This window comes from Bacteriovorax sp. Seq25_V, assembly GCF_000447795.1.
GTDB lineage: Bacteria > Bdellovibrionota > Bacteriovoracia > Bacteriovoracales > Bacteriovoracaceae > Halobacteriovorax_A.
The window spans coordinates 120,360-133,930 of record NZ_AUNI01000011.1; the positions used below are offsets into that span (position 1 = coordinate 120,360).

The following is a 13,571-nucleotide window of genomic DNA, read 5'->3' on the forward strand; positions in this document are numbered from 1 at the left end:
ATGATATGAGAAAGGAATACAAAACAGCGCTCGTTGTTGGTGCTGGTGCGTTCGGAACGTCTCTTGCCTCGATTTTGGCGAATAAATTTGAACATGTTATTTTAAAAGTACGTAGTGAAGATGTTTGCACTGCTATTAATAAAGATCGCGAGAACTCAGTTTACCTTCCAGGGATTAAGCTTGCTTCAAATATTCAGGCGATAATTGATTGGGATGAATTTGATGCTAACTATGAAAATACTCTTGAGCTCATCGTTTCAGGCCTTCCAACTGTTGGGATCGCACCATTTTTTGAGGAAAACTATGACCGTTTTTTAAAGTATTTTGAGAGGCAAATTCCATTGATCTCACTTTCGAAGGGGATTGATCCTAAAACATTAGAGCTTAGTGATGATTTACTTTTTGATTTCTATCCACAACATAAAGAATTTATCACTTTCTTGTCGGGACCAAGTTTTGCCAAAGAAATTATGGAGGAGCAGATAACACTTGTTACAGTTGCTGGTCGTTCTAGAAAGGTCCTTGGGCAAATCTCTTCGATGCTTGATACAGAGTATTTTAAGGCCCTGCCAAATTATGACGTCAAAGGCGTACTACTTGGTGGAGCTTTGAAGAATGTTCTTGCTATTGCTGGTGGAATTATTGAAGGTCTTGGTTATAACCATAATACACGAGCAGCAATGATTACTCGTGGTATCGTTGAGATGTTACGCTTTGGAAAAGTATTCAATGCTCGTCCAGAAACCTTCTACGGACTTAGTGGAATGGGAGATCTTATTTTAACTACAACGGGTGGTCTTTCTCGTAATAAACAATTTGGTCTTGAAATCGCCGCAGGCAGAAGCCCTCTTGAAATTATCAATTCACAACGTACTGTAGTTGAAGGATATAAGACAACAATGGCGGCGCACTTAATTTCTGAAAAATATGAAATTCGCGCAAGAATTTTCAATGGGCTTTACGAAGTTCTTTATAATGAGCATGATCCTAAAGATGTGGTGAGCTTACTAATGAAGACTCCAGCAAAATTTGAAATTGAGTAGGTTTAAGAAAATCCAGAAAGTAAGATAGAAATAGAAAGAGGGGATTATTCCCCTCTTTTTTTATAGGCTATTTTTAATTTCTGCGACGGTGATTGTTTCTCCGAGTTTGATAAGCTCCCCCTTGCTATTAATGACAAAGTAAGCTGGTACACCAACAAATCCTTGAGACTTTAGCCAAGCCCCAATCTGTGGATCTCGTTTCGTCCAATCTCCAAGCATAAGCTCAACATTCTTTTCTTTTACAAGATCTCTAAAAGCTTTGGTATCAATAACGAGTCTCTCGTTAACTTTACAAGTGATACACCACTTGGCAGTAAAGTCGATAAAGGTAAGTTTATTGATCCTCATATTGTCATTCATTTTTTCTTCGGACCATTTTTGCCAAGTGATTTCTGCGTCACGATTCTTATCGTTAAGCATATTTGAACCACTTTCCCCATATGAGATAACTGTCCCTTGGGCCTGATAAATTAGCACAATAGTTGGTATCAAGAAGATTATTGACCAAATAATTTTCTTCGTCATCTTAGCACGCATGTAGAAAATAAAGAAAATCAAAACAAGGCCTGTATTGATTTTCATTACAGCAAGGCTAGAGTCTGTTAGAGCTGAAAATACATCAAGAAGCCAAATCGTCGTGAGGATAAGTGTTAAACCTAATATTTTTTTTACGTGATTCATCCACATACCAGGCTTCGGTAAAAATTTAATAAGCGATGGAAAAAAGGCCGTTAAAAGGAATGGAAATGATAATCCAAGTCCAATTGCGAAGAAAATTCCAAAAATGGTTGCAGTTGATTCACTAAAAGCAAAAGTAAGTGCTGTCCCAAGAAATGGTGCAGAACAAGGAGTTGAAAGAATTGTTGCCAGCACTCCTCCAATGAAGTCACCGCTAAATGTATCTTTAAGTTCAACTGATCCAAGCTTAGACCCACCTGGCGTTCTAAATTCAAAGAGACCAAACATATTAAGCGCCATAACAAAGATGATAACTATCATTAGTGCTACAAAGCTTGGTGATTGAAGCTGGAATCCCCAGCCAATTTGCTCACCTGTATTTTTTAAGAGAGTTATAACCCCTGCAAGTGCGAAGAAAGTTGCAATAACACCAGCTGAGTAGGCGAGATTATGTCTGAAAATTGACTTCTTACTCTCATTACTATGTCCAATTAGGCTAAACAGTTTTAAAGAGATAACTGGAAGTACGCAAGGCATAATATTTAATATTAGACCACCAAGGAATGCCATTACTAAGTAGTAGAGCATATTTGGGCCCGTACTTGCTTCAGCAGGAACATCTTCATGACTTTTAACTTCATTTGTTTCAATTACTGGTTTTAGTATTTTAAAGAAAGATTCGAATTGTCCATTGTTATCAAAACTATAAGAACTAAAAGATTTTTTAATAACATATGTTTCTTTAGTGATTGGGTCATTTAGAAGAAATTTGAAATCAAATGGTTTTTCAAACTTTCCGTCAGCTGGCAGTGGCATTTCTGGTTCCATGTAAACGCCATCCCAGTCCATAGTATATTTACCATAAAGTGACTTTTTTGAATCTGTAAAAAGTGACTCTCTTTTAAAAGAGAATGGGAGCATTGGATAAATAGAAAGGACATTGTTCTTGGTTGGGATATCCATCACTGGCTTAGAAATGCTGTAAATGAAAACTAGATTTTCACCTTGTTTCACCAAGCTTATGTCGAAATATACTGGAAGCTCTTTTTCTTTTGGAAGTTTAGAAAAACGAGTTTTCATTTCATCCATTGAAACTTGAAAGTCATTATCAGCAGTAATGAATGCTGAGTCTTTTACTTCTCCATTGATATGTTTTTCACCTGGGATACAGATATTTTTACAGATTAGCCATTTGAAGTGAGCCTCTATCTTTTGATCTTTAAGATCTCCTGGATATTCAAAGAAGAGAGTATACTCATCTTCATATCCAAAAGTCATAATATCTCCATCTTCTTTGAAACGCTTTGGAATTGGCCACTCTTTAACGGTAAGGTTTTTTTCTTCACCATTGATTTTAAATGTTGCCTCTATTGGAAGTCCCGCATCTCCTGGATTGATCCAGTATGTATGCCAGTGGGAAAAATTTTTAAAGTTAGCAGCAAGGAAAGTCTGACCGTCAATATTGATTGGAGACATACTCATTTGCATAACATTTTTAGGTACTTCCTCTGCAAAGATAGAGAGAGCAAGTAGTAGCAAGAATACTATTTTTTTCACGTGAATTTCCCTTTTGTTTCACCTTCTATATCGTCAAATATTAACAGATATATTAGTCTTAGTATTTGATTATCATCAGTTTTGACGAAATTTTGACTTTAAGATAACCTCAGATAATCTTAAATTATAGGAGTCTAGGTGAGAAGCTTTCCACAAAGAATTGTTTGCTTGACTGAGGAATCAGTAGAATTTCTTTATGCCCTTGGTGAAGAAGAGAAAATTGTTGGTGTCTCAGCTTATGCCAAGAGGCCTGTAGAAGTTTCTTCCAAACCAATTGTTACGGCCTTTGTTAACGGGAGCGTCAAGAAGATTAAAGATTTGAAACCTGATCTCGTCATTGGTTACTCTGATATTCAAAAAGATTTAGCCCGAGAGCTGATTGGAGAAGGACTGAATGTCTATATTTCTAATCATCGAAGCATTGAAGAAATTCTTGATTACCTACTTTTTCTTGGACGTCTGGTTGGTAGAGAAGCTAAAGCAAGTGAGCTGATAGCAAAGGTCGAAGCAAAAATTTTAGAGGCCAAAAAATTTGGAGATTCTTTAAGCTATCGTCCAAAAGTTTATATTGAAGAGTGGGATGAACCTATTATCAGTGGTATTCAATGGTTTTGTGAGATAGTTCAACTATGTGGAGCAGATATTGTCTTTATGGATAAATCGACAATGAAGCTTGCTAAAGATCGTATCGTAAATATAGACGACTTTAAAGATCAGGAAATTGATATTATTTTTGGTTGCTGGTGCGGTAAACCAGTTGATATTCACTCAATTCTTAAGCGCCCATATCTGGCCCATACTGAAGCTATTAGAAGGAAACAGATTTATGAACTGGAGCCAGAAATTTTCCTCCAACCTGGCATTGCGCCTATTTCTACGGGAATTGATATCATCATTGATTATTTAAGAAACTACCAGAAATTAGGTGGTTGAGTGGAAGAATCTTCCATTCCTAGGCGTTGGAATATAAAAAGCTAAATTATTTTCATCCATTACCGATTAGTCCTACGAAGAAGTTTAAGGAGCTAGGACTAAGTTCATGAAAAAACTATTACAAATTACGACAGGATCACTAATTTTGGCATCACTATCATCATGTGGCTTTATGGAACATGTTGAGCAACGTGCTGCTGTACTTAATTCTCTTGAGGATAAAGTTCTATCTCTAAACGAGGAGAACCAGTATCTAAGAAATGATATCAGAGAATTAAAATACAAAATTAAGACTCTTGAAAATAAAAACTTCTATCTTGAAACTCAATTGAAAGAAAAGCCTACGATGCCAGCAATGGCCAAAGCGGCGAGTTCTACGAGTCGATCGATTGCAAGCGTTGCTCCAATGAATACAAATGATCTTGTAAAGTTTGACGTTTACAAGTGGAAGCCTGAACAAATGTTGACCATCGCTCAAAAAGAATTTGATTCGAAGAATTATGAAAAGAGTGCTCAATTCTTTTCCGAGTTCTCAAATAAGTACCCATCGGATTCTAATCTAAATGATAAGTTTCTTTTTCAGGCGGGTATTGCTTCGTTTGAATCAGGAAAGCACTATGAGTGGAGTGAGAAGTATCTTTCTCAACTTGTAGAGAGATATCCAACGTCTGAATACTACCTAGGTTCGAAGCTATGGCTAGGACTAACTTATCTTAAGCAAGGTAGAGAGAAAGAGTTTTTTGCTGTTGTAGAAGAATTTAGAAAGAAATATAGAAACACTCCGGAATGGAATATTTTAAGTGGTCACTATGAAAAGATTGTTCAAAAATATAAGTCAAATTAGTATTGTTCTTTCCCTGTGTGGAACTGTCATGGCGGCATCGCCTAAAGCAGTTATTGAAGCAGTGAAAGGAAATGCATTTGTAACTAGAGAGGGGAGAACAGAGAAATTATCTGCTGGTGATTACCTATATGATTTTGATGAGGTTTTCTCAGAAGTTGGTTCTCAAGTAACGTTCGCTGATTACTATGATCATAAATATCACATGTCTGGATCAGGATATGTATCAATTTTAAATAAGATTATTGAGCTTAAAGGTGGATACCTTTGGGTACAAACACAGCAACCATCAGCTTCTCATTTTCATATTCAAACAGTAAATGCGACAGCGGCTTACTCTCGAGGTGAGTTTATTATTTCCTATGATCAGGATTCTGGTAAAACTCAATTACTAAGTATTGATGGAACACATCTATTTTCAAATAACGAAAATAACTTTCTTAAAGAAGAAGTTTCTGCTGGAAAATTTTCTTTTGTAAGTGAAAAGTATGAAAATGGTGCTCCAAGAGTACCAACTCCAATTGGTGCGTCTACTTATTCGTCTGTCGTTTCTCTGTATGATGGGATTAAACCTCTAGATAAGCAATCTGATGTAGTTGAGGATATTGCAAGAGTACAACTTGAAAAAACTGCGATTCCTTCTGCTGGAAGAAATATCGCCTCCACTCCAGCTGCTGACTCTTCAAGCGCAGGGACAGTTATTATCCTCAAAAAAACTCCAATGGAAGATCGAGAGGATAAATTAAAAGCATTTTATAAAAATCAAATTTCTTCAATGGAAAAGAAGTATAAGAAAGTTCCAAAGAAGTTTAAGCCTGATTATTCAACAAAGTCTGAAGTGGCCATTAAAGTATATCGTGTGCCTTCGTCATCATCTCGAGTACCAGCTTCAGTTGATTCAAAGACTCAAAAGAAAGCAGCTAGAATGCCGGCTTCAATGACTGAGTTAAATCCTCAAGTAGAGATTAGTAATGATGCATTTGAAAAATCACTTATTGATCAATATAAGAAACAAATGCGCCATAGCAATGAAATCAACAGTCTAATTAAAGATCTTAAGAGTTATGATCAGGATTATAAACAAGCATACTAGTTTATAGGACATAATTTCTACCTTTAAAATACCGCAATCCCAGTTATTATTGATATATAGATCATTAATTTTACTGGGATTTTTAACATGTCTAAGATTTTATCTGATAATGCATTAACTTATGATGACGTCCTGATTAGACCAGGATATTCAGAAACATTACCTTCTGAAGTATCTCTCAACACAAGATTCAGTCGAAACATTGCTTTGAATATTCCAATTGTTTCAGCGGCGATGGATACAGTTACGGAAGCAAAGACCGCAATTGTAATGGCGCAGGAAGGTGGAATCGGTGTTGTTCACAAGAATATGAGTGCTGATCTTCAAGCTTTTGAAGTTGAAAAGGTAAAGAAATTTGTTTCAGGAATGGTTTCAAACCCAATTACTGTTGGTCCTGAAACACTTCTAAGTGAAGTGGTGGCAATAACGGCTAAACATAGCATTACAGGTGTTCCGGTTGTCGATAAGGATCAAATTCTCGTTGGGATTCTAACGAGTCGTGATATGAGATTTGAGAATAATCTTAATCAGAAGGTTAAGGATATTATGACACCTGCTGAAAGATTAATTAAGGCAGAGATTGGAATTGAATTAGAACAGGCGAAGGCAATTCTTCATAAGCATCGAATTGAAAAATTACCTGTTGTTGATAAGAGTGGAAAAATCAAAGGTCTTATCACTATCAAAGATATTTTAAAAAATATTGAATACCCAAATTCAAATAAGGATTCTCTTGGAAGACTTCGTGTAGCTGCAGCAATTGGAGTAGGTCCAAAAGAAGTAGAGAGGGCGAAGGCTCTTATTGAAGCTCAAGTGGATTGTATTATTATTGATACAGCTCACGGACATTCTAAGGGTGTTATTGAAATGGTGAAGAAAGTCAGAGACCTTACTCCTACTGGCCAAGTTGTAGATATTATCGCCGGTAACGTAGCGACTCAAAAAGCTTGCGAAGATCTTATTAAAGTTGGTGTTGATGGGGTAAAGGTTGGAATTGGCCCAGGATCAATTTGTACAACTCGTGTGGTTGCTGGAATTGGTGTTCCTCAGCTTTCGGCCGTTATTGAATGTGCGGCAGCCTGTAAAAAAGCAAATATTCCTTTTATCGCTGATGGTGGGATTAAGTATTCAGGCGATATCGTTAAGGCAATCGCAGCAGGTGCGAGTTGTGTCATGTTAGGTTCTCTATTTGCTGGGTGTGATGAAACGCCAGGTGAGATGATTTTCTATCAAGGACGTACATATAAGGTATATCGTGGAATGGGTTCTTTGGGGGCGATGAAACTAGGATCAAAAGATCGTTATGGACAAGCAAGTGTTGAAGATAAAAAGCTTGTTCCTGAAGGAATTGAAGGGCAAGTTCCATACCGTGGACCACTTGCAAGTAATATCTATCAGCTTATCGGTGGCCTAAGATCAGGTATGGGATATGTTGGTGCTAAGACAATTGATGAGCTTCAAGAAAAAGCAGAGTTTATCAAAATTACAGCTGCTTCATTGAAAGAGAGTCATCCACATGATGTTATGATTACTAAAGAAGCACCTAATTATTCAATTGATTAAAAGAGAGTAGAGATGAGTTTAAGACAAATATGGATTGTAGATTTTGGTTCCCAGTATACGCAACTAATTACGAGAAAGTCTCGTGAGCTTGGTTTTTCAAGTGAGATTATTACAGTAAAAAAAGCGCGCGATCTTTTTAGTGAAGGTAAAAAGCCAAAGGCCCTAGTTCTATCGGGTGGACCTCAATCAGTTTTTGAGGATGAGAACGATTATAGTTTTATTCTTGACCAGGTAGACCTGCCGATCTTGGGTGTGTGTTATGGAATGCAACTGATGGGGAAATACTTTGGTGGTACGGTAGAAAAGGGAACGATCGGAGAGTACGGCCATGCAAGTCTTAACTTTCAGAATAATTTTTCAATTGATGGTGTTCCAACTTCAATTAATGTTTGGATGAGTCACTCTGATCATATTACGAAACTTCCAGATGATTTTGAACTTGTGATGTCATCTCACAATGGGTTAGTTGCTGCCATTAAGCACAACACAAGACCTGTGTTGGGATTGCAGTTTCATCCGGAAGTGGAGCATAGTACTCACGGTAAAGATATTCTAAATTACTTTTTCAAAGATATTGCAGGTCTTGAAGTTGACTGGAGTGCAACAGAGATGCTTGATGAAGCTAAGCAGCTCGTTAAAGGTGTCGAGAAATCGAATGTGCTTTGTGCATTTTCTGGTGGAGTAGATTCTCTTGTTGCAGCGACGCTCGCTCATGAAGTTATTGGTGATAATCTTTACTGCTTCTTTGTTGATCATGGACTACTTCGTCCGCAGGATTATCATCATATTGAAACATTAAAAAATGAAACACAATTAAATATAGAAATCTTAAACGTAAAGGATGAGTTCCTTTCAAAACTCGCTGGAAAAAGTGATCCTGAAGAAAAGCGAAAAACGATTGGGAAAACTTTTATTGAAGTTTTTGAAAAGAAAGTTCATGAATATGAAAGTGAAAGAGGAATTAAATTTGATTACCTATTACAGGGAACTCTTTACCCAGATGTTATCGAGTCTATTTCTCCGCATGAAGAAGATGGAAAGTCTGTAACAATTAAGTCTCACCATAATGTTGGAGGGCTTCCTGAGAGAATGAAGCTAAAGCTTCTTGAGCCTCTGAGATATCTTTTTAAAGATGAAGTAAGGCAAATGGGTGAGAAGTTAGGACTTGCCTATGAGTGGACACATCGTCATCCATTTCCTGGTCCAGGTATCGGAATTCGTGTGCTTGGGGAATTGACAGCAGAAAGAATTTTAAAAGTTCAACATAGTGATCAGATTTTATTTGAAGAGCTTACAAAAGCGAATCTCTATAATTCTACTTGGCAGGCACTGACTGTTCTTCTCCCAGTGAAAACAGTCGGAGTTAAAGGAGATGCAAGGGCCTATGAAGAGGTTATTTGTTTAAGAATGGTAAACTCATCAGATGGGATGACGGCTACTTGGACAGATATGCCACATGAGTTCTTGTCAAAAGTCTCTGCCCGCATTACAAATGAAGTTAAGGGAGTGACGAGAGTCGTTTACGATATTACCTCTAAGCCCCCTGGAACAATTGAGTGGGAGTAAAAAATGGACTTTATTAGACTTAAAGAAGATGTTTTCTTTGTACGCCTTGACCGTGGTGACAAGGTAAATGAAACTTTGAAGAACTTCTGTATTGAGCATGAGATTAAGTGTGCTCGTCTCCATGGTATCGGTGCTCTTCATAAAGTAGAGCTTGGTTATTATGATTATGATGCCGATCTTTATGATAGAAGACCTTTTGAAGGGGAGTATGAACTTCTTTCGATGGAAGGAAATGTCTCTTTAATGGAAGAGGATACTTTTGTTCACCTGCATGTTTCTATGAGTAATGAAAAGTTTGAGGCGATTGGTGGGCATCTCTTTGAAGCTGAAGTCGCAGTAACACTTGAATGTTTTATCGAAATTTATGATGCAGATTTTGTTCGTCTAAAGGGCCATAAGGAAAAGTTTCGTCCAATTTCATTCTGATGTAAGATTGGAGCTAGTTACTTCACTTCGGTGATATTTGCTTTTTCTTCAATTGCGATTACATCGAGAATATCAAGCGGGTGAAATTTTACGTTATAATCACTAGAAATTGCCAGTGCGACTTCGGGATTGAGCTCACGATTTGAACCACTGAGGTCGAATTCAATATGTGTGTTATTTTTGATGAGAGCTTGAAGGTTATTAACCACGAACTCAAGGTGCTCAAAGCCTTCTTTGTAAGGACTTCCTTCTTTAGGAGCAGGTAATTCCAGGCTCTTGATTACAAGTCCTTTATAATTAATAGGTGTGTGAAATTTAAAAATGGAAATTGGACGCCCTCTTACTATTGTCTCAGTAACAAGGGATGAAATTTTAAGAGCTTCTTCTTTAGCGATATAATACTTCTCTAAGGATGTAACACGATAGCAAATATGATCACATACTAGTGGAGTCGGTATTTTAATTGAGTTTAAAAACTCCAGAGTTGAATCTATAATATGATAATATTGTGAGTACATAAATGTTTTATATTCCAAATCAAATTGAATGACAAGAGAGTGTTTATGAAAGCTGTAGTGTGTGTGGTTGTTTTATTCCTATCTTTAGAAATATGGGCGCAAAGTGCAAAAGTGCTTCGATTACATGGAGATGTCTTTTTAAATGATGTACCAGTAACGGCCGGGAAAAAGTTAAGCGCGGGTGATGTATTGAATGCTAAGGGAAAGTCGAGTTTCTTTGTTGTCGAATATAATAATGGAACAAGGTTTATGCTAAAGCAGGGGATATTAAAAATTGTTTCTTTAGGTGAACTTGAAGATACTGTTGAGCTCAAAGAAGGAACAATATTCACGAAGGTGAAAAAGTCTCTGACTGGTAAGACTAATTTTTCTGTAAGAACTTCAAAAGCTTCGATGGGGGTTCGCGGTACGCAATTTTTTATTCAAGAGTTATCTGATGAGTCTTACTTATGTGTTTGTGAAGGATCTGTAGAAGTCAAAAAGAATCTTGGTTCAAAAGTATTAGTTGAAAAGGGTGAAGATATTCACATTAAAGAAGTTGGGGAGTTAATAAAGCTTCCCGCTACAGAGCAGATGATGACAATGGGAGAAGAGGTCTTCTCTACTTTTTAGATTATTGCGCGAAAAGATTTAGCTGGCTTAATTGAGATTCGTCTTTAGAGAAAACTGTTTTAATTTCATTTTCTAAAACTTCTCTTTTTTCAAAACCATTATCGTAAGTTTGAATAACATAAAAAGACATTTGTGCGTATTTTTTCTTTAGAAAAACCATGGCATCAGTAATGAGGTCTATATTATTTGCATCGTCATCACTCATTCCAAAGCGATGGTGATCGTTGTAACCATAAACCTCAATAGCTCTCTCGACTGATTCGATGATAGCTTTGTATTTGAGTTCTGGTACATTATAGTTATCGTTTGTAGCCCCAAGCTTCTTTCTTGTTTCTGGGTTTGAAACAGCATAAATTGTATGAAAGTTTGGAGTGTTTGGAAGGTGTCCCTCTTTTACGATAAGCTCGATACCTTCTTTTATTGTATCTTCTCTATGACCACGTGCTGTGATTATAGAGACTGGTCTATTATTATAAGTAGCGTGATAAAAGTGATTCCAGCTAGGAGCTTTCCACTGATGATCGTGACAATTTAAAGCATGCTGAATATCGCTGATAAATGATTGTCTCTTACCGGTAAGTCTCTGGGCGATTGAAAAATCTTGGTCTCTAAAATTTCTAAAAGAGCCCTTGTCATCGCAAAAATCCATATAGAAGTCTTTATAAACTCCTTCTTTTCCAATGATCTTATTGTTTTTTGCAAACTCGTGGCTTGAAAGAAGTTTTTCAGAACCTGTATCTTTATGAAAAATAACAATTGGCGTAGATAAGAAAACAACATTGTCGTCAAAATCAAAGAAATAAAAGCTCTTCCCACCGAGGTGGAAGTTACGGTCTTGTTCCTTCGCAAGAGGAAACTCGAACTCGAGCTGGGCCTTATTTTTAGGCAATTTTTTTGATTTAAATACCATAGTGGCAGCATCATAGCCCAATCTGTAAAAAAGGCAAGATAACCCCCTGTAATGCTTGTAAAAAATACATATTTAATAAAGAATTCTTGAGGTTTGACCGATTTGGTCAGGTATGAAAAAACTAATTCTTATAACATTTATGTCTCTGCTGGTTGCTTCTTGCGTATCTAGTAGAAAAACTAGAACAACGGCTTCATCGGCCGAAAAGGTACAGTCTATTCGAATTGAGAGACTTGCTAGGGAGCCTTTACTGGTTAGGCCTGAGAAGTAGCTTTTGATGGATCAGTGCTATTCTCTTTTTGTGCGCCTAATTTAAAGAGCATGATCGTCGTATCATCTCCTAAAAATTTATTTGGGTCTGAAGTCATTTGTGTGAATAGATTAGCAAGACGCGTTTGAAATAGGTCGGCGATCAAAACGTCGCTGATCTCATCTATCTTATGCGTTGTTAGCACACCATCTGTGAAGACTGATAAAAGATCACCGTCAGTGAATGGTATAACTTCGCTAAGTTCTAGCCACATCGGAGAGAAGCCAAGAGCATTAGAAATAATATTATCCGCAATATTACTTTGCTCTCGTGTTGTGACTCCGGCCTCTATTGCAAAGCCAAGAGGTGAGTGTTCAATTACTTTATGCTTTAGTTTTCCTCGACTTCCGAGGTGGAGTCCCATGGAGTCTCCACTATTAAAGAATCGTGCGCCACTTTCTGTAATTTGAATTGCGGAGAAAGTACTACCAGCTCCGATTTTTAAATTATTTATTTCAGCATTTGATTTTTCAATTGCATCGATGATGATATTTCTAAATTCTCTGTCATCATATTTCTTTAGTGTTGAAATATGCTCGTCAATAACTTTGCAGATGAGTTCACTTGCCTTCGCTCCGCCTTGGTGACCGCCCATTCCATCAGCGACAAAGAAGAATTTTAATTCACGATCTATTTCTAAGAAGCCATATGAGTCTTCATTTTGGTCGTGGCTTACTGAACGAAGAGAGTAGAGATGTAGCTCTCCATTAGAAAATGTAAGCTCTGACACTTTGTCGAGATTTTGATTGTTAAAAGTTTGAAGGTTGTATTTTAATCCCATTCTAAGTTCTCCAAGTAAACTTTCAGAGATGTGAGATTTCTAAATTTTTTGAGAATAAGATTCTTCTTTAGGCCAAGACAAATCTCTTTCACCATTGGAGGTTGTTTTGCATAATGCTTTCTGCCGCCAAGACACTCATGAAAGATTTTAATCAGATCGCAAAGATCGTCTTTAAAGTCTTTTACCTTTGGTGGACCGTAGTCAAACATATCAAGAACTTTAACATCATAGCCCAGGCCATAAGGCTTGATTAGGATATTTTTTGAGTGAAGATCTCCATGGTATTCTTTAGAACCGTGCATATCCATGATACCAAGGACTAGTTTATGAAGAAGAACCAGAGCGTTTAGCACATCCATTCTTTTCCCTTTTTGTCTCTTTAGGAACTCATGTAGTGTCTCACCTTCGATGAAGTCAGTGATGAGTAGAGTGATTTTCTCTCCATGGAATTGAATTGTCTCTTGATTAATATACTGGATTACGATTGGATAATTTCTAAGTTTATATAATTTCTTAGCATACAAACTTGCTGTCTTATTTTTGATATTACGTTGTGGGAGATAAAATTTGGCGGCCCTTAAAACATTGGTGCCGACTTCTTGAACTTTGTAGACTTCCCCTTCCCATCCAGAACCAATGCATTCAATTATTTCGTACTTGCTTGCGATGACTTTTCCGGCCGGAAAGTTAAATTCTTTAATATGTGTTTTGGCCATTTAATATGCTCCGAGATCTTTTGC

At 37.0% G+C, this 13,571-nt stretch carries 13 protein-coding genes; 8 read left to right on the forward strand and 5 right to left on the reverse strand.

The genetic code is table 11. The features are described from left to right. The first annotated feature begins 5 nt into the window (after positions 1-5). Entirely contained in the window at positions 6-1,043 is a 1,038-nt protein-coding gene (locus M900_RS05655; RefSeq protein ID WP_021273890.1) for an NAD(P)H-dependent glycerol-3-phosphate dehydrogenase, read from the forward strand. Positions 1,044-1,103: 60 nt separating this feature from the next. Here M900_RS05655 and M900_RS05660 read toward each other — a convergent pair whose 3' ends face one another. Beyond that, positions 1,104-3,278 (reverse strand): protein-disulfide reductase DsbD, encoded by a 2,175-nt coding sequence (locus M900_RS05660; protein WP_021273916.1) that lies wholly within the window; start codon positions 3,276-3,278, stop codon positions 1,104-1,106. A gap of 138 nt (positions 3,279-3,416) precedes the next feature. On the opposite strand from M900_RS05660, the gene M900_RS05665 reads away from it, so the two are divergent. The 6 genes from M900_RS05665 to M900_RS05690 all read left to right on the forward strand — a co-directional run bounded on the left by M900_RS05665 (position 3,417) and on the right by M900_RS05690 (position 9,700). Then, positions 3,417-4,211, forward strand: a complete 795-nt coding sequence (locus M900_RS05665; protein WP_021273891.1) for an ABC transporter substrate-binding protein — start codon at positions 3,417-3,419, stop codon at positions 4,209-4,211. A 106-nt stretch (positions 4,212-4,317) separates the two neighbouring features. Continuing rightward, a complete protein-coding gene (locus M900_RS05670) occupies positions 4,318-5,055 on the forward strand; it encodes a tol-pal system YbgF family protein (RefSeq protein ID WP_021273804.1) in 738 nt (245 codons plus the stop codon). Further along, positions 5,021-6,145, forward strand: a complete 1,125-nt coding sequence (locus M900_RS05675; protein ID WP_034731544.1) for a hypothetical protein — start codon at positions 5,021-5,023, stop codon at positions 6,143-6,145. Before M900_RS05670 ends, M900_RS05675 begins: the two co-directional genes overlap by 35 nt. A gap of 87 nt (positions 6,146-6,232) precedes the next feature. Further along, positions 6,233-7,708 carry an IMP dehydrogenase gene (gene guaB / locus M900_RS05680; RefSeq protein ID WP_021273794.1) on the forward strand — a complete coding sequence of 492 codons (1,476 nt, stop codon included), beginning with the start codon at positions 6,233-6,235 and terminating at the stop codon, positions 7,706-7,708. Between the two features lie 12 nt (positions 7,709-7,720). Next, a complete protein-coding gene (guaA, locus tag M900_RS05685; protein WP_021273881.1) occupies positions 7,721-9,274 on the forward strand; it encodes a glutamine-hydrolyzing GMP synthase in 1,554 nt (517 codons plus the stop codon). A gap of 3 nt (positions 9,275-9,277) precedes the next feature. Next, positions 9,278-9,700: a PPC domain-containing DNA-binding protein gene (locus M900_RS05690; RefSeq protein WP_021273778.1), complete on the forward strand. Its 423-nt coding sequence runs from the start codon at positions 9,278-9,280 to the stop codon at positions 9,698-9,700. 17 nt (positions 9,701-9,717) lie between these two features. On the opposite strand, the gene M900_RS05695 is transcribed toward M900_RS05690, so the two are convergent. Further along, positions 9,718-10,218 carry a VOC family protein gene (locus M900_RS05695; RefSeq protein WP_021273880.1) on the reverse strand — a complete coding sequence of 167 codons (501 nt, stop codon included), beginning with the start codon at positions 10,216-10,218 and terminating at the stop codon, positions 9,718-9,720. 45 nt (positions 10,219-10,263) lie between these two features. Between M900_RS05695 and M900_RS05700 the strand changes: the two genes are divergently transcribed. Continuing rightward, complete coding sequence (locus M900_RS05700; RefSeq protein WP_021273914.1) at positions 10,264-10,830, forward strand: FecR domain-containing protein; 567 nt, start codon at positions 10,264-10,266, stop codon at positions 10,828-10,830. A 1-nt stretch (position 10,831) separates the two neighbouring features. Here the strand turns inward: M900_RS05700 and M900_RS05705 are convergent, their stop codons facing one another. The 3 genes from M900_RS05705 to M900_RS05715 all read right to left on the reverse strand — a co-directional run bounded on the left by M900_RS05705 (position 10,832) and on the right by M900_RS05715 (position 13,547). Further along, complete coding sequence (locus tag M900_RS05705) at positions 10,832-11,740, reverse strand: hypothetical protein (RefSeq protein WP_021273823.1); 909 nt, start codon at positions 11,738-11,740, stop codon at positions 10,832-10,834. Positions 11,741-11,994: 254 nt separating this feature from the next. Continuing rightward, a complete protein-coding gene (locus M900_RS17000) occupies positions 11,995-12,831 on the reverse strand; it encodes a PP2C family serine/threonine-protein phosphatase (RefSeq protein ID WP_021273935.1) in 837 nt (278 codons plus the stop codon). After that, on the reverse strand, positions 12,822-13,547 hold the full coding sequence (locus M900_RS05715) for a protein kinase (RefSeq protein ID WP_021273837.1): 726 nt from the start codon (positions 13,545-13,547) through the stop codon (positions 12,822-12,824). Before M900_RS05715 ends, M900_RS17000 begins: the two co-directional genes overlap by 10 nt. Positions 13,548-13,571 lie beyond the last annotated feature (24 nt).